The 24,765-nt window shown below is 54.0% G+C and carries 27 protein-coding genes and 1 pseudogene; 26 read left to right on the forward strand and 2 right to left on the reverse strand.

What is annotated here, in order from left to right; all coding sequences use genetic code 11:
• Positions 1-460: 460 nt before the first annotated feature.
• The 23 genes and pseudogenes from HMPREF2581_RS32360 to HMPREF2581_RS20110 all read left to right on the forward strand — a co-directional run.
• Entirely contained in the window at positions 461-811 is a 351-nt protein-coding gene (locus HMPREF2581_RS32360) for a hypothetical protein (protein WP_003138394.1), read from the forward strand.
• A 32-nt stretch (positions 812-843) separates the two neighbouring features.
• The gene (locus HMPREF2581_RS32365; RefSeq protein ID WP_003138392.1) at positions 844-1,470 is read left to right on the forward strand and encodes a hypothetical protein; all 627 of its coding nucleotides are present in this window, start codon (positions 844-846) and stop codon (positions 1,468-1,470) included.
• 99 nt (positions 1,471-1,569) lie between these two features.
• Positions 1,570-1,971, forward strand: coding sequence for a hypothetical protein (locus HMPREF2581_RS32370; protein ID WP_003138391.1), 402 nt, complete (start codon positions 1,570-1,572; stop codon positions 1,969-1,971).
• 22 nt (positions 1,972-1,993) lie between these two features.
• The gene (locus tag HMPREF2581_RS33015) at positions 1,994-2,389 is read left to right on the forward strand and encodes a hypothetical protein (RefSeq protein WP_123903208.1); all 396 of its coding nucleotides are present in this window, start codon (positions 1,994-1,996) and stop codon (positions 2,387-2,389) included.
• Between the two features lie 9 nt (positions 2,390-2,398).
• Positions 2,399-2,590: a hypothetical protein gene (locus HMPREF2581_RS20045; RefSeq protein WP_016254256.1), complete on the forward strand. Its 192-nt coding sequence runs from the start codon at positions 2,399-2,401 to the stop codon at positions 2,588-2,590.
• A 12-nt stretch (positions 2,591-2,602) separates the two neighbouring features.
• Positions 2,603-2,941 carry a hypothetical protein gene (locus HMPREF2581_RS33020; RefSeq protein WP_123903207.1) on the forward strand — a complete coding sequence of 113 codons (339 nt, stop codon included), beginning with the start codon at positions 2,603-2,605 and terminating at the stop codon, positions 2,939-2,941.
• A 414-nt stretch (positions 2,942-3,355) separates the two neighbouring features.
• The gene (locus HMPREF2581_RS20050) at positions 3,356-3,691 is read left to right on the forward strand and encodes a hypothetical protein (RefSeq protein ID WP_003138386.1); all 336 of its coding nucleotides are present in this window, start codon (positions 3,356-3,358) and stop codon (positions 3,689-3,691) included.
• 69 nt (positions 3,692-3,760) lie between these two features.
• Entirely contained in the window at positions 3,761-4,147 is a 387-nt protein-coding gene (locus HMPREF2581_RS20055) for a hypothetical protein (RefSeq protein ID WP_003138384.1), read from the forward strand.
• Between the two features lie 252 nt (positions 4,148-4,399).
• Complete coding sequence (locus HMPREF2581_RS20060) at positions 4,400-4,906, forward strand: DUF7375 domain-containing protein (RefSeq protein ID WP_003138382.1); 507 nt, start codon at positions 4,400-4,402, stop codon at positions 4,904-4,906.
• Between the two features lies 1 nt (position 4,907).
• The gene (locus tag HMPREF2581_RS32380) at positions 4,908-5,429 is read left to right on the forward strand and encodes a phage structural protein (RefSeq protein ID WP_083329341.1); all 522 of its coding nucleotides are present in this window, start codon (positions 4,908-4,910) and stop codon (positions 5,427-5,429) included.
• 11 nt (positions 5,430-5,440) lie between these two features.
• Positions 5,441-6,241: a phage baseplate protein gene (locus HMPREF2581_RS32385; RefSeq protein WP_003138380.1), complete on the forward strand. Its 801-nt coding sequence runs from the start codon at positions 5,441-5,443 to the stop codon at positions 6,239-6,241.
• A gap of 16 nt (positions 6,242-6,257) precedes the next feature.
• Positions 6,258-6,707: a hypothetical protein gene (locus HMPREF2581_RS33025; protein ID WP_123788665.1), complete on the forward strand. Its 450-nt coding sequence runs from the start codon at positions 6,258-6,260 to the stop codon at positions 6,705-6,707.
• A 503-nt stretch (positions 6,708-7,210) separates the two neighbouring features.
• Entirely contained in the window at positions 7,211-7,879 is a 669-nt protein-coding gene (locus tag HMPREF2581_RS20065; protein WP_003138378.1) for a hypothetical protein, read from the forward strand.
• A 15-nt stretch (positions 7,880-7,894) separates the two neighbouring features.
• Positions 7,895-10,219: a tape measure protein gene (locus HMPREF2581_RS20070; protein WP_003138376.1), complete on the forward strand. Its 2,325-nt coding sequence runs from the start codon at positions 7,895-7,897 to the stop codon at positions 10,217-10,219.
• On the forward strand, positions 10,173-10,793 hold the full coding sequence (locus HMPREF2581_RS33030) for a hypothetical protein (RefSeq protein ID WP_123903206.1): 621 nt from the start codon (positions 10,173-10,175) through the stop codon (positions 10,791-10,793). Before HMPREF2581_RS20070 ends, HMPREF2581_RS33030 begins: the two co-directional genes overlap by 47 nt.
• Positions 10,794-10,841: 48 nt before the next feature.
• Entirely contained in the window at positions 10,842-11,801 is a 960-nt protein-coding gene (locus HMPREF2581_RS20075) for a hypothetical protein (RefSeq protein WP_003138374.1), read from the forward strand.
• A 156-nt stretch (positions 11,802-11,957) separates the two neighbouring features.
• Positions 11,958-12,683: a Gp138 family membrane-puncturing spike protein gene (locus tag HMPREF2581_RS32390; protein WP_003138372.1), complete on the forward strand. Its 726-nt coding sequence runs from the start codon at positions 11,958-11,960 to the stop codon at positions 12,681-12,683.
• Between the two features lie 30 nt (positions 12,684-12,713).
• Entirely contained in the window at positions 12,714-13,139 is a 426-nt protein-coding gene (locus tag HMPREF2581_RS20080) for a hypothetical protein (protein ID WP_031629652.1), read from the forward strand.
• Positions 13,140-13,280: 141 nt separating this feature from the next.
• Positions 13,281-13,703: a phage baseplate plug family protein gene (locus tag HMPREF2581_RS33865; RefSeq protein WP_371044798.1), complete on the forward strand. Its 423-nt coding sequence runs from the start codon at positions 13,281-13,283 to the stop codon at positions 13,701-13,703.
• A gap of 1,425 nt (positions 13,704-15,128) precedes the next feature.
• Entirely contained in the window at positions 15,129-16,229 is a 1,101-nt protein-coding gene (locus HMPREF2581_RS20090) for a hypothetical protein (RefSeq protein WP_003138370.1), read from the forward strand.
• 336 nt (positions 16,230-16,565) lie between these two features.
• Entirely contained in the window at positions 16,566-17,261 is a 696-nt protein-coding gene (locus HMPREF2581_RS20095; RefSeq protein WP_003138368.1) for a recombinase family protein, read from the forward strand.
• A 2,262-nt stretch (positions 17,262-19,523) separates the two neighbouring features.
• On the forward strand, positions 19,524-19,829 hold the full coding sequence (locus HMPREF2581_RS33035) for a hypothetical protein (RefSeq protein WP_124186753.1): 306 nt from the start codon (positions 19,524-19,526) through the stop codon (positions 19,827-19,829).
• Positions 19,748-20,398: pseudogene (locus HMPREF2581_RS20110) on the forward strand (pirin family protein); the annotation flags it as partial. The gene HMPREF2581_RS33035 and the pseudogene HMPREF2581_RS20110, both read left to right, overlap by 82 nt.
• 63 nt (positions 20,399-20,461) lie before the next feature.
• On the opposite strand, the gene HMPREF2581_RS20115 reads toward HMPREF2581_RS20110, so the two are convergent.
• Complete coding sequence (locus tag HMPREF2581_RS20115) at positions 20,462-21,631, reverse strand: patatin-like phospholipase family protein (RefSeq protein WP_003091575.1); 1,170 nt, start codon at positions 21,629-21,631, stop codon at positions 20,462-20,464.
• A gap of 67 nt (positions 21,632-21,698) precedes the next feature.
• On the reverse strand, positions 21,699-22,637 hold the full coding sequence (locus HMPREF2581_RS20120; RefSeq protein ID WP_003091577.1) for a lipid A biosynthesis lauroyl acyltransferase: 939 nt from the start codon (positions 22,635-22,637) through the stop codon (positions 21,699-21,701).
• A gap of 159 nt (positions 22,638-22,796) precedes the next feature.
• On the opposite strand from HMPREF2581_RS20120, the gene minC reads away from it, so the two are divergent.
• From minC to minE, 3 genes are all read left to right on the forward strand, one after another.
• Complete coding sequence (gene minC / locus HMPREF2581_RS20125; RefSeq protein WP_003109174.1) at positions 22,797-23,588, forward strand: septum site-determining protein MinC; 792 nt, start codon at positions 22,797-22,799, stop codon at positions 23,586-23,588.
• Positions 23,589-23,649: 61 nt separating this feature from the next.
• A complete protein-coding gene (gene minD, locus HMPREF2581_RS20130) occupies positions 23,650-24,465 on the forward strand; it encodes a septum site-determining protein MinD (RefSeq protein WP_003091579.1) in 816 nt (271 codons plus the stop codon).
• On the forward strand, positions 24,462-24,716 hold the full coding sequence (gene minE, locus HMPREF2581_RS20135; protein ID WP_003091581.1) for a cell division topological specificity factor MinE: 255 nt from the start codon (positions 24,462-24,464) through the stop codon (positions 24,714-24,716). The genes minD and minE overlap by 4 nt, the downstream gene beginning before the upstream one ends.
• Positions 24,717-24,765 lie beyond the last annotated feature (49 nt).

Below are 24,765 nucleotides of genomic sequence, written 5' to 3' on the forward strand. Positions count from 1 at the left end.
ATTACACACAGGCTTCGCCTTAAGCCTGCACCAGAACGGGATGGGGTTCTCGATAGGCATTCTTTCATAACTCATTGGGCAATCGTTTCTTATCATTTCTATTGCCCTCTGCTAGGCACGGCCTTGCCTTCACTGACTAGCCCTCAGATGGTCATTTATTCTTCGCCAATAAGCCCGCTTAAAGCGGGTTTTTATTGATATGCATCCGTAGCGCTTTCGCGTTACAAACCCCGCTTAAACCCTTTAAAACCCTATCAAAAGCCAGAAATTAAGGAGGCTATTATGAATCCTCGCATTGCTGTGTGCGATTGCTGCAAAAGTGAATATATCGCCGTCCGGGAACACTCCCGCTTCTGTTCTGACCTGTGCCGAGTCAAATCCTTCAGACGCAAGAAGACAACTGCCAACCTAACTAAGATCGACTCTCTTCGTGCTGAACTAGAGTCTCGGAGAGCTAGTAATGATTAACCCTATCGCCCAAATGGAAGCCTTCAAGGCAGCCCAAGAGAAGGCAGAGATTGAAGCCGCTGAAGCTGAAGCCCGCAATCTTCTGATTCGCCACTTAGTGGATATTGGCACTCCCTCTATGAAAGCCAAGAGACGTGCTGATATCTCCCTAATGTGGGCTTTCCGCAAGCACCTACGTAAGCCCCTGCGTAATCCGAAGGCTCCAGTAAAACAAGCTTTCCCCTCCGCCAAGGAATACGCGAAAGCTGTCGCTATCGGTGCAAAGAAAGCCCGAGAACTATCCAACCGGATCGAAAACGAACTAATCAACAAACCTACCCAGAAGCCGCGTAACGCTGCTTAAGAAACCATCTATCTATCTAGGAGACAAATAACATGGCTAAAGTACAAGTAACCAACGTTCTGGACAGCAAACCAGCTTCCCGCCGCGCCTCTTTCTACAAAGGAGTTGACGTTAAGCAGCTAGACCTATCCCAAGCTAAGGCTCGAATCACCGACCTGAAGCATCAAGAAGCTTTCGCTATTGAAATGGAAGAGACCAACCTAGCTCAGCGCCAGCTACAAGAACGTGCATTTATCGGCTCTTACACTGAACAGGACGAAAATGGCTTCTATAACAACCGAGATATTACCGCTTCTCTCCGCTCCGCTGCTATCCCTATTAGCTCTTATAGCGTTGACGCTCTTGTCCCTCTGATGATGGATAAGATGGGCGAGGGTTACGTTAAGGCTGGAGACGTTGTATCCCGCACAGGCCATGCCGCTGCCTACTTCGTCAAGCCTGATAGTGCAGAGTACAAAGCTGCCCTCGAAGCGAACATTGCTGAAATCAAACGTTGCTTCGCTCTGGTAGCTGAGAAAGAGATTCCCGCTCTGATCGATCAAGCTGTAGAGCGCTTCCACGAAGAAGAGGCTGTTCGCAAAGCCCGGGAAGAAGAGGCTCAAGCTCGCAAGGAACAAGCTGCCCTTATGAGTGCGATTAACAAAGAACTAGGCCTCTAACATGGACGCCAATTCACACGATGAAGAGCTTCTAACCGAAGCTCTCCAAGATGCCCAGATTCAACAGGCCGAAGCCCACTATCTATACGGAGACCTTGAATGATCCCGACTAAACCAAACGCCAACACTTTCCGCGAAGGAATCGATGGCCGTAACCATCTTTACCAGCCTCAGTATGCATCCGCAGCCTTTCGCATTAAGCCTTCTGCTGTTGAGTCCTTTGTAGAGGCTCTAGATACCGCACAGCTAGAGCTAGACGCTCAGGGACCAGTCGAAGGGTTCCGCGCTATCAAGCGAGTGCTAGAGGCTCAGTTTGGAGCCGCTGGAGCCGTCCTGCTTATCGGATATGCAATGTGGGCCATGGCTGCCCGCCCTCTTCCAGCACCTAACGCTATCGTAATCGCTCACTTCTACGAAGATCACGTTGCCACTATCAAAGCCACTCCCGGCCTCGGCAAGCGAATGGTTGAACAAATCAAACTCGGCCTTCTGGCTATCTAAACTCAAAGGGAAATCTAGGACCATGACAACCCGCATTTACGCCCAGCACACTTTCAATCCAATGACATTCTCTCTAGATGGAGTTAGCCCGGCATACACAGTCCCAGCCGATAAGGTAGAGGAAGTGACTGCTCTATTCCAGAAAGAGACCCGCCGCATCATGGGCAAGCCTTCCGCCTCTCTTGGTGCAGAATTCAGAGCCGAGCTTTCCAAGCTCATGCCTCACTACATGGATATCCTCGGTGCAGCCGCTTATACCCTGTTCGCCTACCGTGGAGATAACAATGGAAATCCTATTTACCACGACTGTAACGGCCCGGGAGTTGATCGGAACGACTTCGACCGCTACAACCCAACAGGGAGTGACCTACGCCGCACTCTTAACCGTGCATACACTGGAATGTTCTTCGCTCAATAAGGATTGAAAATGACTGAGAATGACCTACTGAAACAGATTCAAGACAGCTTCGATAACATCGATAGCTTTGCCTCTGCCAATCTCCGTGTGAATATGAAACATGATTTTCTAGCCGCTCTAGCTGCTCAAGAAGGACCATTCTCCAGTTTCCTAGATGACGCAGACGATTACATAAACGAAGCCGAAGAGAGCTTCGAATAAGGATAAGACGATATGACCCCAGCTTACAAACCTGTCAACTACCGTACAAAGAAAGTTGTCCGCGTCACCTTCGATAAGGACGGACGAGTATTGGCCTCTCCGATTGAAGAGACTCCAGTTCAGAAGACAGCTTCCTACGTATCTGCTCAAGAGGCTCTAGATATTACTAGTAGCTCTGCGCTTTACACAGCTAAGGACTCTAGTCCCCTTGAACTAGCTAAGGAGCTTGGCTCCTATGTGATGCAATATCAGAAGAGCCCCACTCCTGCCAACCTAAGACTTATCTCCGAGCATTCGGAAGTTGGTTACAAGCTAGCTCACGAAATCATTCTAGCTGAACTCCAAGCCTAACATTTTAAAGATCAATAGGAACCCTACATGAAAACAATTCCTAACCTTCAAACTCTTGTTTGCCAATGGCTGTCTCAGCCTTCTCCGGCTCTACTCTCTCAGATTGCAGAGCTAGACCCCGAAACAGCTTCCAAGCTGAGTCTAGGTGCCTCCTTGCTCCATTCTGTGAGCATGGCTAACAGCACCAACTCTCTTAGCGAGAAGCTTTCCCGGGAGTGGCTGCACTAATGGCTGAAGTTCCCGCTTATTTCCTCGATAGCAACAGCGACTTCCTTAGACATATCTCCGGTGGCCAGCTAGGCGATGAGCCTAAGTGTCCTAAGAAGAGTCAAGAGGAATTCGTCAAATGGAAACAACGCCAGAAGCAACGCAGACAGCAACGAATCGACCAGCTAAACAATCAAGGAGTTTGAATTGAATACCCAGATCGAAAACACAAAATCCCGCTTCTGTTCTCTGAACACCTTCGACGCTCTAGCGAGCTTGGCTCTATATCACACAGAGACCAACCTACGCTTCCCTTACCCTGAGCATTCAGACAGCTCTGTAGCTGAGTATCTGGCCCTTGTGTATGAGCGCCTGATTGCGGTCTCTGCCGCTGCCGGGATCACTGCCGAGAACGCCGCCCAGCTACTCGACAGAAAGGTTAGCGAGGTGCGAAACAAGCTGGAGGTTAGCGAGCGTAAGAACCTTGCTGAATTCAACGACCAGCTAGCCTCCCGCCTAGCCTATGGCCGTCAAAACTCGTAACCCTTTACGCTCCTACCTATGTCAGGTAGGATACGCTCTCGATTTTCAGATTGACAAAGGAGACAGATTATGAAAAAGCAATTGATTTACCTCGCTGGTGCCCTCGGCTTCGCTAGCATCCTCGCCATGGGCGGCGCAGCCGGCATGCACATTTACAACACCATGACCGCTCCACTAACCCCTGAGCAGAAGGCCGCCAAGATTACGGAGATTCGCCTAGAGGTTGAGGAAGAGTCCCGCAAGCGGTATGAGGCTGTGCAGGCCGATCCTAATGCCCTCCCCTCTGACAGTGCCGTTGATTGGAAGGCTGCTCAGGCTTGTGCGGATTACTACCATGCCAACTCTTTCGTTCTTTCTACGGAAGTTTTCGGAATCTGCCACAAGCTGGCCACTCATGGCCCTAACAGCACTCCGCTGTTCTTCCAAATGCAAGAACGAATTGCCGAGGTAAAATGAAGTCTCTACGTTTCTTCTTCCTGAGCTTGGCAGTGTCTCTAACTGCCGGGTTCCTCTATTCGGCTCACTGCTCCCTTGAACAGATCGAGCAACACCAAGCCATCTATCAAGAAGCCAAAGCAATAGCCCAGCGCTAAGGCTTCCATCTGGCTCTTCCTGAGCCTTTCCACACAATCCTATACCAACGCCTAGGCCCGATATCAATCGTGTGCCTATTGGCGTTTTTCGCCGTTCTACGGCTGGAGATTATTTATGACTAAACAAATCCGCCTAAGCAGGCCTCAGAAAGAGTTCTTCACTAAGCACGTTAATAGCCTGCTATTCAACGGACTGGTAGAAACCTTCTCTCAAGTGCCGGGAGACTACACAAGCGAGCAGATCGCCGACTTCGTTCTTGCTCAAGAGGCTGAGGAAATGGAAACCCTAGTAAAACAGTTCGGCTACTCCGTCCTCTCTAAGGTTGACTTCCGCACCTACAAGAGGGTTATGGATTTCATCGCTTCCGATGAATACGCCTCTGTTCTTCAGGCTATCGAAGAAGCCAGCCCGGCTATCTCTGACAAGTTTGCTCAGATGGAAATCGATTTCAGCGAGGCTCACGCAGAGCAATACATGGAAGCTGTATTTAAGGCATCGACCGAGGATATCGAAGCTACCGCCGACGCTGCCGGGATGCAGGACACAGAAATGAGGGAAGCTCTTAAAGGGTTCCTTGAGAAAGAAATGTCTAAACTCCTTGGCAAGATGAAGGGGGTTTAATATGGCCCTCTACACATACTCTCCAGACGATGTAAAGATCATTGTTGGCGGAGTCCACGCTGTTGGCGGTTTGGTTGACGGAACCTTTGTAGAGATCGAGCATAACGCCCCAATCTACACATCCAAGGTAACTATGGATGGAGTTGTAGAGCGCGTATACAACGATAACCCGCTATACCACGTCACCATTACCCTGATGCAAATCTCTGCCTCTAACGATGTTCTGACGATGATGCTCAACACAGACAGGCTTACAGGCAATCGCGGTAAGTTCCCTATGATGATTCGAGACACTAAAGGGACTACAAGCTTTCTCGCTGATGCCGCTTGGATTGTTGATTATCCTCGCACAGTTTATAGCAATGGAATAGAAGCCAGACAATGGCAATTCGATTGCACCTCTGTAGCCTTCGGTCTAGGCGGGAACGCTTCTGATAGTGCAGTTCGCTCGACAATCCTAGCAAGTAATGAAGCTATCGGCCTCTTCCGTGACTTCGCTACTACTGTAGACCTCTGGAAATAAAGGAGACCGTTATGGCCACTCATGCACTTCTACTAGAGAGCGGAACGGTTCTATTCTTTGACGTAGTAACCGATTATTCCGTTCAGCAACAAACACAAACCACTGAGCATACTCTTGAAACCGGGGCTGTCACTTCTGACCACATCATTCAGCAAGCTAGACAGATTCAGCTAAACGCTATCTTGTCTGACGCGGATTTCAACTATGATCGCCCTACAGATACAGCCATCCGTCAAGCTAGTGCAGAGACCGGGCAAGACCTCTCCCGCACTCAGGTTCAAGACCCGCTTAACAGGATCAACGCCAAAGAGACTCAGCCTTTGGTCACTGTTAGTGACTCCGGCCTGAGCATTGTCTCTGGCCTATTGGGTGATGCTGGCGTCCCCTCTGTGACCGTTCCAGACCAAGGCAAGACAACCCCAGCGAGGGAAGTAGCAGAGCGTCTATCGGAGATCGAGCGTGCAGGACAGACAGTAACCTTGCTCACTTTCCGCCTAGATGAATCTGGGGCTGCGCTGCCTGATAAGACATACACAGATATGCTTATTACTAACCTCACTTTCAATGAGGATCAGGACTCCGGCGATGGTGTTTTCTTTAGTATGAGTTTACAGCAACTCCGCTACTTCTCCCCTAGAGAAATCACCATCCGCACGAACAAGGGTCGTCAACCTGCCAAGAGGACGGAACGCCCATCTATCAAGAACGATGCTGCTAATGGCCCTCAAGTCCAAACTAACTCCGCAGCTTCGGACGTTCTCAAGCCCAAGAAGCCTGATCCGAACTCCGATGAATATTGGCTAGAATCTTAAGCCAAAGGAAATTCTTATGCGTTATATCAAAGCAACCCTACGGGAGCGTTTGCTTGACACTCTCCGAGGAGAAGTGTGCGGGGCTCCCTCTCACTTCGCAGTCGCTAGTGTAACCATTGAAGAAGGCCAAGATAAGTTTAAAGCTCTTGGCCGGATTATGGCTAACATCCGCGATGCTATTTACAAAATCAGCCCAACCCGGGGATCTACCAATGAGTATCGTCTCACTTGGGTTTATCGCCCTCTGCGAGAAGATTTCATTCTAGTGATTGCTGGTCAACACCATGTAATCGAGAGAGTGAAGAAATATTTCTCCAAGCCTAAGAAACACGGTTCCTTTGAAGTGCATTATGCAGGCTATGGAATCCGTCGAGCCTCTGAGGTTATTCGTTCTGTACTCAAGAGCACAGCTAGCGGAGGCACTATTTCAACTCTGGCCGCTTACGGAGGCCGTCAAGGAGTATAACAGTGATCGCACCAGTACAAACATTCAGCCCGTCTAACGTAGTTATTATGGTGGCTGGCTACCGCCTAACTGGCCTATACAGTGTCAACTTTAAATGGAATAAAGCTCCCTTCCGTATGATTCATGGAATCAGGGGCAGTAAGACCCGCGTAGCCAACCGAGATACTTCGGGGACACTTACTCTCGAAGTTGCTCAGACCTCTACTACCAATGACATTCTCAGTCAAATCCTAGCCGGCGACAGAAACAACCAGAGCGCCCGCCTTGAGATTGCTATTAAGGACACTGCCGGAACAACCCGACTAACAACTACTCGGTCCTACATCCGTGCATATCCTGAACTCAATTTCTCCGGAGAAGCCCAATCCCGTCTATGGGAAATCGATGTTCTCGAATGGTCGAGTGGTCGAGTAGGCGGCAATGCCGGGACAGCTTTTAACATCATTGAAGGACTCCGAGACGGTGTTAGCACCTTGGGGTTCTAAACCCTTAAGGAGCTTTAAATGCGTAAAGACGCAGTATTCACCATTGCCGGAGTCGATTACCACACTCAGCAGCTACCAGCAGCCGAAGCCTTCGACCTTCTAAGACTAGGCGATTGCCTTTCTACATTCGTACAGGCTGCTCAGACAGACTCCAGCATTGTTCACCTGACAGCAGCCATCGCTGAAATGTCTGATTACGAAGAGTTTCTTCGTAGGGTATTCCGGCATATCCGTGTAGCTGGAGAAGCGAATCCCATTGATGTTGATAGTTACTTTGGCGGGAGGTATGAGCTTATCCCGGTTCTACTGACCCACTTTATCGAACTCAATTACCTTGAGTTTATGTCCTTCCTAGCTAGACACTCTCCAGTTCCAGCAGAGCCGCCTAAGCCTCAGATCGATCCGTGGACGGGTAAGCCAATGGAAACCCCTCCCGCTTCTAAGACTCCCGTTATCGAAACCAAATACGACAGAGAGCGCATGCAAGTGCAAAAGAAGTGCTCCGTCGATATCTACATGTACCAGATTCTTACAAGTAAGCCGTCTCAAGCCGATCTTCATCAGTTGCAGACGATTTACTCCCTAGATGACGCGGTAACTTTCCTAGAAATCCTGAACACCTACGCGGCATTCCAAGATATTGCTTTCCGTGAACAAGAAGAAGCTCACGCTAAAGCCAACCAATAAGAACAAGGTGAACCAATGATCCAAGAAACTATTGCCCAGCTTACCGGGCATTTGAAGTTTGTTGTTGACTCCCGCCCACTGCGTGAATTCGAACGCAATCTAGCCAGAGTACAGACCAAGCTAAGCCAGTTTGCCAAGACTGCAAACCAGAAGATTCAATTCAAGCCCATGCTGAATGCCAATGTAATGGCCCAACAGAAGGGTGCATTTCAGCAACTAATGCAGCAAGCCAAGCTTCAGCGCATCACTAACGATAACGCCCATCGTAGTGTTATGGCTAACATGAAACAGCAGCAACAGGCCGCTATGGGTAATGCCAAGCTTCAGCTAGCTAATGCCCGCATTCAGCAGCAAGCCGCTATTGCTGGAGCCCGCCTGACAGCAGCAACAGCAGCCGCTGAGCGTAGAGCCCAAGCTGCCCGTCTGACAATGAACCAACGTATTGCCGCTGCTACTACCCGTCAACGCCGTCTAGATGAACTCCACGCCATCCGCGTACAGAGGGCTCAACTCGGCCTACAACGCGCTCAGGCAGCTTCTAGAGCCGGAGGCGGTGGGTTCGGTGGGGTCGGAGTCAATGCTGGTGCTATCGCTTCCATGATGCCCGGTGGTGGGTTCTCTTCCCTGATCTCTGGTAGTGGTGCTGCCGCTGCTGGTCTGGGAGCGCTGGCTGGTGCTACAGCAGGCGCAATCATCGGCCTCCGCATGCTGGCTACAGAAGCTCAGAAGGCTGGAGACTGGCAGGCTCACGCATCCGCACAGATGAAGGTGTTTGATAGTCAAGCTGTCCAGCAGAACATGGAATGGCTCTTCAATATCGCCAATGACCTAGGCGTCTCCGCCCGGGACACACAGCAAGGCGTAATGCGGGCTCTTATTGGTATGCGTGATGGCGGCATGAGCACAAACGCAGCCAAGCAGTCTACATACGATGTAATGGCCTATGCCCGGGCTTCCGGCCTAGACACAGCCACTGTAGACCTCGTATTCCGTGCGATGGGCCAGATGCTGTCGAAGGGTCAAGTTTATAGTGAAGAGCTTAAGTCTCAGTTCGCCGAACATATGCCCGGAGCTATGAAGATTGCTGCTCAAGCTTGGGCAGAACTAAACAACCTCCCAGCCGACGAAGGCTCTATGAAACGCCTTTCCAAGGATATGGAAGATGGGAAGATCGCCGGGGCTATGGTGGCTCCATTCATTGAGCGCATGACCTCGATTATGGGTAGTCGTGCCAACGATGGAGGCCGCCTCGATATCATCCGGCAGAGCGGAGACGCAGCAATCGCCCGCCGTGAGAACGTAATGCAACAGAACCTAGCCGGTGCATGGAACGCCAATGGCGGGGAACTGAAGAACGCTGTTCAAGAGTTCCAAGGTGCGGCGGTTCCTCTTCTCCGTGAGCTTGGCCCTCTGCTAAAAGCTCTCGCTCCGTACAGTGCTGCTATCGTCAAGAGCACTACGGATATGGCCGTTTCTCTGGCTCAGTTCCTTCCGGGGATTACAGCCGGGATCGAAGGATTCTCCGAGAACCCATACTTCAAACGAATCTCTGAGTCTATCGATAAGTATAACCAAGCTTTCGCCAGCTTCTTCGACGTAGTTAAGCCAGTTCTAACCGGACCTGTTGCCGACCTTGCTAAGTTCCTGCTTGGTGGCGTTGTCGAGGTTATCGCTAGACAACTGGAGTTCATTGGCACAGTAATCAACGTAGCTGCCCGGGCAATCGAATGGATTGCAAACAAGATGGGTGCAAACTTCCGCCCAGCCTCTCAACAGCGTTCCGCTGAAAAGGGAGCCGAGCAAGCCGCACGCAACATGCCTTCTCTGGTTAAACGTCGCTGGACAGAAGAAGAGATTGATGCCTCCGCTTCGGAACAACAGCGTCGAGTCCGCAGGAATCAGAATGCTTACTTTGATCAGTATGTGCAACAGATCGATAGAGAGGCTGCCGAACTCTTCGCCCGTGGCGCTATGGGTCCAATGTCTGCTAATTCTTTCAATAAGCTAGACCCAATGGCTCGATACGAAGCTGTATCGGCTGCTAAGGGCCGTGAGCTTGCCTCTGGTGTTACTTCTGCTCCATCCGGCTACCTAGATAGTCAGAAGATGCTAGACACAATCAAGAGCGTTAACGACAGCACAGTTCAGGCTATCAAACAGGCTGGCATTGATAGTGCCGCAGCAATGCGGGAAGCCACCGAAGCTATGAGTCATCCACAAGCTCCAGTCACATTCAATATCCACGGTGCAACTGACCCACACGAAGTAGCACGGGAAGTTAACCGCACTTTGGATGAACGTCAACGTAGGGAAGAAGCCGCAGCCGGGCAAGGATTCTAATCCGGCAGCCCTTCCCTTAGAGGGAAATCCAATGTCCACGCCTACGCCTACCTTTGCCGGGTGGTGGGCTCGACAGTGGGCGAAGTTTGCCCGCCTACCTGACGGAATAAAAGTAGCGATCCTAGGAGGGATATTCTCCATTCTAACGGCTGCAATTACAGCCGCTCCTAGTTTCCTCACTGAGCCTCCTCAAGATGTATTTGCAGGGGCTAAGCTTGTAGATGAACGCCGAAGAACATATGCCGATAAAGTGGCTAATGAAGTAATCACGCATTATAGGAATGAGCTTGAGAGACAGCTTCTTTCCGGAGGCATGATCCGGGATGAATTCAATAAGCGGCTAATTCAACTAGATGTACTGTGGATTCGAGTGTGGTTCTCCTCCTATAACTCCGCTGTTCCCGATAAGGAACGTGATTGGGATGCAGAGGATAGGGAGGCGCAACAGTACGTCTACCGCAGACAACTAGAGAGAACCCGCAAGAATCGAGAGATTTACCCTTACAAGCTTAATATAGAACCTCCGAAGGTAGAACAGAGACCGCCTAGTCCGAAGTCTCAAGCCCCGCCCTGAGTTTAATTAGGAGCGGGGCTGCCTTGGGCTTAATGAACAGGAATCAAGATGCCGCAACAACAATCTATTACAGACGTAAACAATGCGTCTAACCCTCGAATCTTTAAAGATCGAGTCTACCGCCTTACAGTGCAGAAATCAGCCGACAACCCTTCGGTTGCTCTTCTGTATGAAGGCCAGTTCTCTGATGACAATGCTTTGCAGCTTGTTTTCAACGTAGAGAAGAACGCAGACAGCAAGCAACGTATCTCCAATGGTGCTGTCCGTATTTATAACCTGAGCCACACAAGCCGGGAGAGTTTACAGGAAGGCATGATAATTCGCCTAGAGGTGGGTTATCGGTCTACTGGCCTAGTCGAGCTTATCAATGCTGACCTAGTGAGTGTGGAGCATGAGAAAAGTGGTCCTACATGGGTCACAATGCTTACAGTGGCCGAGGGACACAAGCTGCTAACGCAAGTGAGGCTAGCTGAAACTGTCTCTCCTAACGTCCCTGTAGAACAGACACTAGAGATTATCCGGGAAGCGATGCCCGGGATTGCTAGAGGCACATATGCCCTCCCGCCTACTCTTGCCTCTGGTCGGTCTGGTTATGTTTTGTCTGGCACTCCAAGGCAATGCCTAGATCAGATTTGCGAGGCTCATGACCTCCAGTGGAACATCACCCGGGACACTCTGACAGTTACAGACCGGGACGGCACATATGAGGCTAACACTTCTACCGCTCCTCTAATCTCTCCAGAGACTGGAATGGTGGGAAGCCCCCGCTCTCTCACAAGAAACCAGAGAGCTACAGCCAAGGACAAGAAGGCCAAGCCGGGGATCAGAGTTACATCCCTGATTAACCCTCAAGTGAGGCCAGCCGGGATTATCCGTGTGGAGTCTCAGATGCATACAGGCTTCTACCGTGTTGCCAAGATCACTTTCGAGGGAGACTGGCGGGGGAATGCTTGGTATATGCACATCGAAGCTACAGAGATTGACTCTGACATTACTCAAATCAACTAAGCCTTGGAGCCTATATGAAAACTATAATCTGCCGTAAGTGCGGAGTCACTTTTACAACCTTTATCCCTACCTACCATTGCCCTGTGTGCAAACCAGACAATCCTATCCTCAAGGAGAAGAAGGCCCGGGAGAAACTGAGACAGCGAGGAATCTCCAATGGTCGGGATTAACTCTCAAGGTAATGATTACCTTCTAGAACAACTCAAAACTTGCATGCCAGCCCGGGTATTGAGAGTAGCCTCACAAGAAGAGCTTAGGGTAGACGTGCAACCAGTGATTGACATTCTCCGCAAGGATGGAGATAGCCAGCCAATCCCAACAATCCTAAACGTCCCTGTACTGATGCTAGGGGGCTCCAAGAGTCTGATTAGCTACCCGGTAGAGGCTGGGGATTTTGTGATGCTTGTCTTCTCTCAATTGGATATCGATAGATTTATCGAGGGCACTGGCACTAATGCTCATGAGAAGACCCCATACACAGCCCGTCGCTTCCATCTTCAAGATGCTGTTGCTATCCCGGGCCTATTCCCATTCGGGGCTAAGGCTAACTCCCCAGCTACTCGCACCAATCCACACAACCCACAAGACCTAGTTGTAACTCACAACAAAGGAACAGGGAATGAAGTTGAGGTGCGTCTAGGCAAGGACGGGAGCCTAACTCTGAAGAGCCCGCTCGCTGTGAATGTTGAGTCCCCTTCTGTCAGTGTGAAGACTCAAACCCTCAAGGTTGAAGCCGCTAACACTACATGGACAGGCAACATCACACACAGCGGCAACTATGTGCAGACTGGTGAATCCACATTCAACGGAATTCAGTTCAGCACTCACAAACACGGAGGGGTTATGCCGGGAGGCGGAACAACGTCCGTCCCTCAACCCTAATCCACAATAGAACAACAATAAGGATTTCTAATGTTCTCTACAAAACCAAGCGCGGACACATTCCGCATTCGTACACCCATTTATCAAGCTAACTACGCTACAGGCCTTAAGCCTGATGTGTGGCAGGCTACTACCTGTGTAGTCGCTCCGGAGTATGCCCAAGCATTGTGGGATATCCTAACTGAGGTTGAGGCTGAAGCCTCCGCAGCCACCTACTACAACCGGGAAGACTTCGAAGCTCTCCTAGAGCGAATGGATGTTGTGTATCCGTACACAAGCGATTACCTCGGTGCAGCTCTCTACGCTCTGGAGGAGCAGACTCCAATCGTCGGCTCTCATTCCCATAGAGGTAGATTCAATAGCCGTAAAGACGCTATGAGGTTCCGCCCTGCCTTCTTGGCTGAAATTATTGCCGAGTTCAAGAAGCGGGCTGTAACAATCGATAAGGCCTATTAACCCTACTAAGCTCAGGAAGCTCCTAGGAGGCGCTACAGGCGCCTTTCAGGGGTCTCCCTAAGCCTCGCTATTCCTTGCAATCAAACTCTTCTCTACGGGCCTAATAGAGGCCTTGTAGAGCACTCTCCTATAGGACGAAACATGGCTACAACTACAGTCTACGAACTTCCTCTCTTCACAGACTCTACAAACTATCGATATTCCACTGCCCTAGGCGGTCAGTCTCTTGGTATCCGCCTATACTGGAATAGCCGTGCTGCTTTGTGGCATATGGATGTGCTGAGGGATGACGAATCCCCTATCTATTCCGGAATTACCCTAGTGTCTCAATACCCGCTGCTAGCGGATATTCCCAACACAGAGCTACCGGGATACTTCCTGCTCAAGCCGATCAATGTTGAGCTAGGAGTATCCCCCACTGATAAACTGAAGGACGACCCTCTGTCTCTTGCTAGTGCATTCAAGCTGTTCTATGTGCTGCCCGGAGAGGGTCAGCGTTATGGTGATGCTCCTCGCCCCGGAGACTGGGATGAGATCATCCGAGCCTTCTACGAAAGGCGATAATATCTGTGATCTAGTGATAGACGGCCCGCCCTGCTTATGCTCGGCGGGCTTTTCTGTGCCTGTTAGATATTGGGAATAGCAAGGCTAGGCAATAGCTCTCGCACTCTTCCCGGGACTACCTCCTCAAGTTGTGCAGAAGATCATAGCGGAGCTATTGGAAGAACTCTGCTGAGTAGGTAAAGGAGTCTCGGTCTCCGGGACGAACTGCGCTAAGCTTAGTGCCACTAAGGCTAGAGTCCTTTTCTGTAAGCAGAAAGCGATAGCTTTCGAGTGTAATTCCTTGTCAACGACAGTTGACGACAGTGGGATATATCTCTCAAGCTCCAGCCCAACCCATAGCCTCCGGCTAGCTCCAATCTCTCACAACCAATCAACCCAAACCAAAAGAAAAGAATGAATCTCCGATTCAAAGCGAAGCTTTGCTTGTAACCTCCGGTTAGGTTTCCATAGTTGAAAACTGCCGTTTTCGAGTGAATAACCTATATGAAACTACGGTTTCATTTCTGATCTTCGCTGCGAACGGGAGTTTGCAAGTGATGACTGCACCTCTCAAGCCAGAGGCTTAAGTTTATCTGGTTTGCAATCAGCGATGATTGATTGTTGATTTGCTGGAGACGGAACGTCTCTGGTTTGGTTCTTGTATAGGTTTTGTTTGTATTGGTTTGTTGGATATGGGCGAGAGCCCTCTACATACCTACTGTTCAGAGCTACCGCTCTATAGGGTATTCCCTTCCCGGCCTGTGATAACGTGGCGAGATTGCGAGGAGCCCGAAGGGCGATTGTGGCTGAAGCGGAGCTTCAAATAGCATTGAAGAGGAACGACCCTTTATAGCCACAATGGGGCTGGGGTGTTAGGCCGGACTACTTCCCCGAAATCAATAATTTTTGCAGATTTTTGCATATTTCTCAGACCAACGGTCATTATCATATCCGAAACTGTAGGTCAACTACCGTTCGTCGATATTTAGATCCGCGAGGATCAGTCTTTTTGCATCGTAGCGATTCGCTACCATATTCCTACCGTTCATCCGGTATTTGTTACGGTTACTTGTTACGCCTATTGACAAGCGCGTAACGCATGATACAATAGGAGTAACTAGGGACAACTCTAGTTTAAATCTGCCGATTTACAGCAGAGGTTATTACTCGTCCAGAGTAAATTGAGGCACTACCTGACGGCGTTCCAGTTGTCAAGCCTCCTCAGCATGCTCCCGCATGCTCACACAACTCCCCCAACACCAGAGGAATCCATGCACAAGACCTGCACTTGCCGGGCTTGCGGGAAGCTCTTTTCCCGTAAGAAGCCCAAGCCTTACTGCTCGCCAGCCTGCCGGCTGACACACAAGCCCACACAGGGCACAGAACACAGCACCAACACAACCCCCACCACTCAACAATCCAGCGTCCTAGAGGGAGCTATTAGCCGTGACCGCAACACCCAACACAACACGTAAGCCATCCACACAGAAACAACGCACATGCAAGGCCAAAGGCTGCTCTAAGCGCTTCACTGTGAAGCCTTCTCACCCGGGCAAGCTCTACTGCTCCGCTACATGCAAAGACTCCATAAAGGTGCGGAAGGTATCCGCCGAGCGAGCCAAGGAGCGAGAACAGAAGCGTCTAGACAACGCCCACAAGAGCGCCTTCTTCCACTTCCTCGCTGCTGAATGCAAACGGGCCGGCACTCTAGAAATCCTGCACAACCACGATGTTGATTCCTTGATGGCCCTTCACTATGTCTACAGCGACCGCCTACGTTTCAACCGCTTTGGGGCTGTCCGCACCTTCGATCTGTGCCACATCTACCCTGTAGCTGGAGAGCGTCTAGGCCTACTCCGTGCTGACAACCTAGTGATTGCTCCCGCCGCCTTGAACAAGGCTCATGGCAATCGACATTTCGGGTCTGGAGTATCCATTGATAGAGCCTCCCTCAAGAAGTCTCTACGTGTGTCCAAGGACGCAGCCTCCTCCGAGATCACAGAACGCATTGTGAAGTATCTAGGGAAGGCCGTAGTAGCCGAGTTCTCCGCTCTGGCCAACCTGCAACCTACCCAACGCTTCAAGAATGTCCTGTTCCTACAGCAGCATTGGGAAGCTCTTGTAGAGATCAAGCCAGAGATGAAGAGCCATAGCGATCTAGACAAGCTCTCCTCTGTCGTTATCTCTGGTCTGGTTGCACAAGTGAAGGGTAAGCCCGGCTTCAAGCCTTCGGCTGATGTTGTCCGCGTGATCGATGTTCTTCATGGAGAGTGCGAACGCCTACAGGCCTACTCCCCAGAGCTAGCCGCTCTAACCAAGGCTCTGGCTGAAGTGGCTGAAGATGACGTGATCGACCTAGGTAGAGGCATGGTCACCACTCAGGCCAAGAATGTCCCTAGCTCCGCTATCAAGGCCGTCTTTGACGCTCTACACGGTGCAGAAGTGGCATTCGCCGTTAAGGCTCTGAAGGCCGTTTCTAGCCGCGATTATGCTCAAGCGCATAAGGATGATTGGGATTTGTGGGAAGAACTAGATATGGTGGCTTAGTGTGGCTTGATATGGCCTAGTGTGGCCTAAACCCGAGTCGTGTAGCTAGAGACGGAACGGTCTCGGCGGTACTCCTCTCTAAGCTTAGTCTCACTAGGGCTTGAGCCCGATTGTGTAAGCAGAAAGCGATAGCTTTCGAGTGTAATCCCCTCCCCAGCAACACAACAGCAAGCCTCAGAAGCTCCCGCTTCTCCCCAACACAAACAACCCACACAAATCAACTACCGTTCATCTATTTCTCTATGCTTTATCATTCCAGAGACGGGCGTCTCTACCTTGATAATCCACAGCGAAAGCTGTAAAGTGGAGTCTCATTCAACAGAAGGAGGTTCCCCGATGAAAGTAGTTGCATACCAGCGAGTATCCACTTCCAAACAGGAAGCCTCCGGCTTGGGGCTGGAAGCCCAACGGGAGTACATCCTCGCAGCCGCTAAGGCTGAAGGCTGGGAAGTGGTCGAATGGTATGTCGAGGCTATCAGTGGCTCCGTGGCTCCGGAGGAGCGGCCTGTAATGTCTCAGGCTATCGCCTCTGGGCTGCCTGTCGTGGTAGCGAAGCTAGACCGTATTGGCCGTGATGTTGAGCACGTAGCCGCTCTGATGAAGCAAACCACTATCAAAGTGGCCACCATGCCGAAAGCGGATGCTTTCCAGCTCCACCTCTTCGCTGCTCTCGCAGAACAGGAGCGCCAGTTTATTCGTCAGCGTACCAAGGACGCCCTGCAAGCCCTCAAGGAGCGGGCTGAGAGTGGTTGTGAAGAGAGTAAGGCTAAGGTAGCCCGTAGAGACGAAGCACTCTCCAAGGGCCATACAGACGCCATCAGAGCCAAAGGCCGCGAGGCCTTAACACACAAGGCTGACACCTTCGCTGAGTCCGTTAGGTCTGACTTCGAATCCTGCCTGTTCAGGGGCTGCAACACTCTACAATCGATGGCTGATTGCTTGAATGGTAGGAAGGTGGCTACGGCCCGTGGCTGTGAGTGGACTCCGATTGCTGTTTCTCGTCTGATGAAGCGTTTAAATCTCGCTTTCTGAGCCTTCTCAGCAAGAATAACCCACGGCTAACCCTTATTTTAGATTTACTAGAGGTTAGGAAGGCTTAGTGGGCTCGTGGTTAAGTAGCTCGGAAATAGAACCAGCATTTATCCGTAACAACCTCTTCCTATTATTTTCCCAGCAGACCAAGCGCTCTCCACTTAGTGTGCCATTATTTTTCCGGAGGAAATTAGGGATTGCCCTACAAGTGCAGTCTTATTTCTGGCGGGGGATTGGGTTCTGTAGGGATGTTATACAACTCTGTGTATATAGATTGTATATATGTATATGTCGCTTATTTGTAAATCAGCGTCGCAAATCTATAAATCCCCACACAGGGTCGCAATTCTATAAGTGCTTGTCGCATATCTGATTTACAGCTTTTCGCACTCAGAGTAAAATGCTTTTAGGTATACACGTAAGCTTCGCTCACGTAGAGCTTACAGGATTGCTCCCGCAATCATACATCAATCACACCCAAACCAAAAGCTTTTGATCTTCTGTCGTAACCGACAGGTTACAAGTGGTCTACACACGTAAGCGGAGCTTACAACAGGTAGACACGGAGCCTAGCTCCGTTGGTAGAGCTTTGTTCTGAGTGGTTGTTAGGTGATTTTGATTGTATGTGCAGGATAGGCTTGGTGGGGCTGAAAGCCCGTGGGGTCTACTCCTCCCGGAGGGAAGGGTCTCCTCGATAGCTCCGCTATCCTGAGATATCCGCACTCTCTAGATTCCCCTCTTCTGTGTGCAGTCTGAGCCCGCTATCAAGCGGGCTTTGTCGTTTCTGAGGATCAGAAAAGTTCCCTTGTGCAGGTAGAAGAGATTCGATCTCTGCGCATTGTGATGTGTAATCCTCTGTAAGCCTTTATCCATGGGGCTTTCAGCCCATCAGGCACCCTCAAAAATAAGCAGATTTCATGCTCCGCATGTTGTGTGAAATCCATTCCGTATCAACCTGTCGGTTGACACACAAGACACGAATCCTCACACTACAGTCTCCCCTTCCGGGGAAATGCTCTTTCACAAATCAGAGGAAATGTCTATGAACAAAGCGCGAGCTTTGAGCCGGGCAACGCCGGTAGTTCACACACAACACACTCGACGGCCAGTCGATAAGTTGTCTTCCGGGATGTTGGTAGTTCAGGGAGGGGCGATAGCCCGGGTGAAGAAGCTAGAGCGAATGCTCGGCGGGTTATGTGTTTGGAGTCTTGAGCCTTTCAGCGGTCAGCTAAAGAGTGATAGGCTGATTGGTTCATCCGCTACACAGGTAGAGATTATTCTACCTCTCTACTAGACACGGAGGGTCTATGAAAAACACAACACATCACACTCTATCCATCCCATCCGTAATTGGTCTTGTCTTGGTTATCGCCGGAGCCTCCGCTACAGGCGGATACCTCTTCGGGTTTGAGTCCGGGAAGGACAAAGTTAAGGCAAGCCATATCACAGCTAGCGCTGTTGGCCTCACAAAGGCTCAGAAGCTCATAGCAGAGGACACACTGACGGGGCGTATCGACTTCATCCTCCAGCAGGATGTTTCACGCCGGTTCGACCTTCAGGTTATCCCTGTCGAGGTGGCTTCTAATAAGGAGTGCATGGCATGGCGGCAGCCATAGACCTTGCTCTCTGCTCTCCGTTCACCTTCCTACTCAAGGAGCCCCTATGGCCTCTCTAGCTCCAGTTGTAATCTCTCTGATTGTTACTACCTGCCCTCCCGCTTCTGATATCTGCACTGTGTCTGAGCATTCCCGTTACTTCGGTGGCGGTTCCTCTGCTCAAACGTTCTGTGAGGACACTCGTATGAAGCTGGCACAAGCCGCTCCGTCTTCTAAGAGTGAGAGGGTTAGGTCTATGGTCTTCCATTGCATGGTTACTCCTGAGAGTGCACGCAGGGGTCAGCTTTCCGCCGATGTGCCCCGTGCTGAGCTGGGCATTGGACCAGCAAGGAGTCAGTAGGATGCTTAAGGAAATCGCTCTACTCCTCCTCACTACCTGCCCTCCGGGCGATGCCTGCCTCTCCACTGAATTTGCCCGGTTTGTGCGGGATGATGATGGTTTGGATTCCTGTCAGTTCACTCGTTCCGTGCTGGACCCTCTCTTCCAAGAGCGTGCCAAGGAACGAGGTCTACAGGTTATTCTGTCCTGTCATCCCCTTCGGCTGGACGCTGGCTCGGCTCCCTACTCCGCTCGCTTCACCTACGAGGAGCTACGGCAAGCTATCCGGGAGGGTCGCATACAACCAGATGGCAAAGGAGACTACGAATGGCTGAAATAGGTCTAGTCAAACTCAGCCTCTTCCTATGCCTCATCCTTGTGTGGTCGCTGCACAGGGCCCACCGGAAGACCATGGGCGATATCCGGAGGATGAAGGAGTCTGTAGAGGCCTTCGAGGCCTACCGTGAAGCTCTACGAAGCCGGGCTTCGAAGGAGGTGGCCAGAGGAGTAACGCTCTTCGAGAAAGCAGATTCTCATATCCATCTTGAGTCTTCTTTCTCGAAGGACGCATGCGCCACGAAGACCACCTCGGCAATCGCGGCCTGCTCAAGCCCGGCGGCGTACAGTGGATGACCGCCGCCCACGGCATCATCCACAGCGAGATGCCGGAACAGGTGGAAGGCGCGATGCGTGGCTTCCAGCTGTGGGTCAACCTGCCGGCGAAGAACAAGCTGGCCCCAGCCGGCTATCGCGATATCGAGCCGGAAGACGTGCCACGCCTGGAAACCGCCGGAGGCGTGAAGGTCACGGTGATCGCCGGTCGCTTCGACGACGGCCAGGCGCAGCAGATCGGCGCCGTGGAAAGGCCGGACACCGAGCCGCACTACTACGACCTGCAACTGCCTGCCGGCGGCCGCATCGCCCCGCGCCTGCCGGACGGCCATCGCGTGCTGCTGTACGTCTACGAAGGCAGCCTGACGGTGGAAGGCGAACGCCCGGTGGAAATCGCCACCAATCGCCTGGCTCGGCTGTCCGAAGAAGGGGAACTGAGCCTGCGCAGCGAAGCCGGCGCCCGGGTACTGGTGCTCGCCGGCAAGCCGTTGCGCGAGCCGATCGTCCAGTACGGTCCGTTCGTGATGAACAGCCGCGAGGAAATCGAGCAGGCGCTACGCGACTATCGCGACGGTGTCCTGGCCGTCTGAGCCGTGCGCGAGCCGCCCTTCGGGGCGGCTTTTTCCTTCCGCCTGTCCCGTCCTGAATAAGGTTTACCGCTCGATCCGCAGGAAGCGCTCCAGTTCCGCCCGCTTGCCCATCGCATCGTGGTAGCCCAGTTCGATCAGTTCGCTGCAATAGCCGCGCTCGAACAACAGGTAGCTCAATACCCCCGCCCCGCTGGCGCGGGTCGCTCCGGGACCGCGCAGGAAAAGCCGCAGCACCCGCGACAGCTCCCGGTAGTGCCGCGCGGCGATCTCGTCCAGCGGCCGGCTCGGCGACACCAGCAATACCTCCACCGGCTCCAGCCCACCCGCCTGGCGGCGCACCTCCGGCGCCACCAACTGGCCGATCTGGTTCATCCGCTGCAACTGCTCGATGTCGCCTTCCAGACTGTCGATGAAGGTGCTGTTCAACAGGTGGGCGCCGATCTGCGCCAGGCTCGGCGGTCGGTCGGACGGCGGCAGGCCGGTCATGGCACTGTCGCCACCGGTGGCCGGGTTGCCGCTGACGCCGATCACCAGCACCCGCGTGGCGCCCAGGTGCAACGCCGGACTGATGGGCGCCTGGGAACGCACCGCGCCGTCGCCGAAGTATTCGCGGTTGATCCGCACCGGCGGGAACAGCAGCGGAATCGCCGCGCTGGCCAGCAGGTGCCGAAGCTCCAGGCGGGTGGGAATGCCCAGGCGCCGATGGCGTACCCAGGGATCGATGGTCGCGCGCCCCTGGTAGAAGGTCACCGCCTGCCCCGACTCGTAGCCGAACGCGGTCACCGCCACCGCGCGCAACTGGCGCTGGCGCACCGCCGCATGAATCCCGGAAAAATCCAGCTCACGTGCCAGCAGCTCATGCAACGGCCGGTTGTCCAGCAACGCCACCGGCACCCGCCGCCCCAGGCCGAGCAGGCTATGGCCGAGGAAGCGCGAGGCCTGGCGGGTCACGCCCGGCCAGTCGCTGCGATAGACATGTTCGGTGCGGAATCCCTGCCAGACCGCGGTCAGGCGCTGGATCGCCTGGCGGAATTGCAGGGCGCCGCAAGCCAGGCCAACGGCGTTGATGGCGCCGGCGGAGGTACCGACGATGACCGGGAAAGGATTGCCGGCGCTGTCCGGCAGCAGGTCGGCGATGGCGGCCAGGACGCCGACCTGGTAGGCCGCGCGGGCGCCGCCCCCGGAAAGGATCAGGCCGGTGAGCGGCGGACGTGGGGCAAGGGGATCGGACACAGCGGGGCTTCCGTCATGAACTGCGGCGAGTATAGCCAGACCCCGCGCGCGTCCGGAATGCCCGTCCTCAGCGCTTGCGCCGTTTCGGATAGAGCTTGGCTTCGCCTGGCGGGCGGGTCTTGAAACGCCGGTGCGCCCACAGGTACTGCTCGGGCTGCTGGCGCACGCAGCGCTCGACCCACTGGTTGATCCGCAGGCAATCGGCTTCCTCGCTCTCGCCGGGGAAGTCCTCCAGCGGCGGGTGGATGGTCAGGCGATAACCGCTGCCATCGGCCAGGCGGCTCTGGGTGAACGGCAACACCCGCGCCCGGCCCAGGCGGGCGAACTTGGTAGTGGCGGTGACGGTGGCCGCCGGGATGCCGAACAGCGGCACGAACAGGCTCTGCTTGGCGCCGTAGTCCTGGTCCGGTGCGTACCAGATGGCGCGGCCGCCACGCAGCACCTTGAGCATCGAGCGCACGTCCTCGCGCTCGATGGCGGTGGCATCGAGGTTATGCCGCTCGCGGCCACGGCGCTGGATGTAGTCGAACACCGGGTTGTCGTGCTCACGGTACATGCCGTCGATGGTGTGCACCTGGCCGAGCAGCGCCGCGCCGATCTCCAGGGTGGTGAAATGCAGGGCCATGAGGATCACCCCCTCGCCCTTGGCCTGGGCCTCGCGCAGATGCTCCAGGCCTTCTATATGGGCAAGACGGGCCAGGCGCGCCTTCGGCCACCACCAGCTCATGGCCATCTCGAAGAAGGCGATGCCGCTGGAGGCGAAGTTCTCCTTCAGCAGACGCTCGCGTTCGGCGGGCGACTTTTCCGGAAAGCACAGTTCGAGGTTGCGCGCGGCAATCTCGCGGCGCGAGCCGACCAAGCGGTACATCAGCGCCCCCAGGCCACGGCCGAGCATCAGCAGGACGGGATACGGCAACTGCACCACCAGCCAGAGCAGCCCCAGACCGAACCAGAGCGGCCAGTAGCGGGGATGGAGGAAAGCGCTGGAGAAACGGGGGCGATCCATGGACGGTTCCGACGACGATCAAAGCCCGCCATTCTACCCTGCCCGCCGTCCCGGCGGGACGCCGCGTTGCCGATCGATGCCGCCCCGGCTATCTGCCACGCTTGCGGGCATCCGGCGTTCTCGTTATAAGTCCCTGCAATTCAACGACCGACAAGCCCCATGAGCCAAGCCGACCTCCTCGATCAAGACCCCGTATTCCAGCTCAAGGGCAGCATGCTCGCGGTGACCATCCTCGAACTGGCGCACAACGACCTGGCGAGGCTCGAACGGCAACTCGCCGACAAGGTGGCGCAAGCGCCCAACTTCTTCCGCGACACCCCCCTGGTCATGGCCCTCGACAAGCTGCCCGAAGGCGAAGGCCGCCTTGACCTGCCGGCGCTCCTCGAGGTCTGTCGCCGCCACGGCCTGCGCACCCTGGCGATCCGCGCCGGGCGCGAGGAGGACATCGCCGCCGCCCAGGCCCTGGACCTGCCGGTGCTGCCGCCCTCGGGCGCCCGCGAACGACCGCTGGACATCAAGGACAGCGCCCCGCGCAAGCCTGCCGAAGAGCCCAGCCCGAGCGCCGGTGAAGCCAGGCCCGAGCCGGCCAAGGCGGAAGAGAAGCCCGCCGACCCCGTCAGCCGCCCGACCAAGGTGGTGAAGACTCCGGTGCGCGGCGGCATGCAGATCTACGCCGCCGGCGGCGACCTGATCGTGCTGGCCGCGGTCAGTCCCGGCGCGGAACTTCTCGCCGACGGAAACATCCATGTGTACGGCCCGATGCGCGGACGCGCACTGGCCGGCGTGAAAGGCGACGCCACGGCGCGAATCTTCTGCCAGCAGCTGGCCGCCGAACTGGTCTCCATCGCCGGTAACTACAAGGTCGCGGAGGACCTGCGACGCAGCCCGCAGTGGGGCAAGGCAGTGCACGTCAGCCTGTCGGGTGACGTGTTGAACATCACCCGCCTTTAACGGATACTGCCGCCACTTTCAGGGACCAGAATTCTTACGTTTTTCATTGGGGTGAATCACCTTGGCCAAAATTCTCGTAGTCACTTCCGGTAAGGGTGGCGTCGGTAAAACCACCACCAGCGCAGCTATCGGCACCGGCCTGGCCTTGCGCGGTTTCAAGACCGTCATCGTCGACTTCGACGTCGGCCTGCGTAACCTCGACCTGATCATGGGCTGCGAACGCCGCGTGGTGTACGACTTCGTCAACGTCGTCAACGGCGAGGCCACCCTCACCCAGGCCCTGATCAAGGACAAGCGCCTCGAGAACCTGCATGTCCTGGCCGCCAGCCAGACCCGCGACAAGGACGCCCTGACCAAGGAAGGCGTCGAGAAAGTCATGGCCGAGCTGCGCAAGGACTTCGAATACATCATCTGCGACTCCCCGGCGGGCATCGAGAAAGGCGCCCACCTGGCCATGTACTTCGCCGACGAAGCGATCGTCGTGACCAACCCCGAGGTTTCCTCGGTACGCGACTCCGACCGCATGCTCGGCCTGCTGGCAAGCAAGTCGCAGCGCGCCGAGAAAGGCGAGGAGCCGATCAAGGAACACCTGCTGCTGACCCGCTACAACCCGGAGCGCGTCACCAAGGGCGAGATGCTCGGCGTCGACGACGTCGAGGAAATCCTCGCCATCCGCCTGCTCGGGGTGATCCCGGAATCCCAGGCCGTGCTCAAGGCGTCGAACCAGGGCGTGCCGGTGATCCTCGACGAGCAGAGCGACGCCGGCCAGGCGTACAGCGATGCGGTCGACCGCCTGCTCGGCAAGGAAATACCGCATCGATTCCTCGATGTGCAGAAGAAAGGATTCCTGCAAAGACTGTTCGGAGGACGTGAATGAGCCTTTTAGACTTCTTTCGCAGTCGGAAATCGCAGAACAGCGCTTCCATCGCGAAAGAACGACTGCAGATCATCGTTGCCCACGAACGTGGCCAGCGCGCACAGCCGGATTATCTGCCCCAGTTGCAGAAAGACCTGCTGGAAGTGATCCGCAAGTACGTACCGATCGACCAGGAGCAGATCCAGGTGGAACTGGAGAACCAGGGCAACTGCTCGATCCTGGAACTCAACATCACCCTGCCGGATCGTTGATTCGCCCAGGGTCCATACTGCGGCGGCCATTGGCCGCCGCAGTCGTTTC

This window comes from Pseudomonas sp. HMSC057H01 (assembly GCF_001836405.1).
GTDB lineage: Bacteria > Pseudomonadota > Gammaproteobacteria > Pseudomonadales > Pseudomonadaceae > Pseudomonas > Pseudomonas aeruginosa.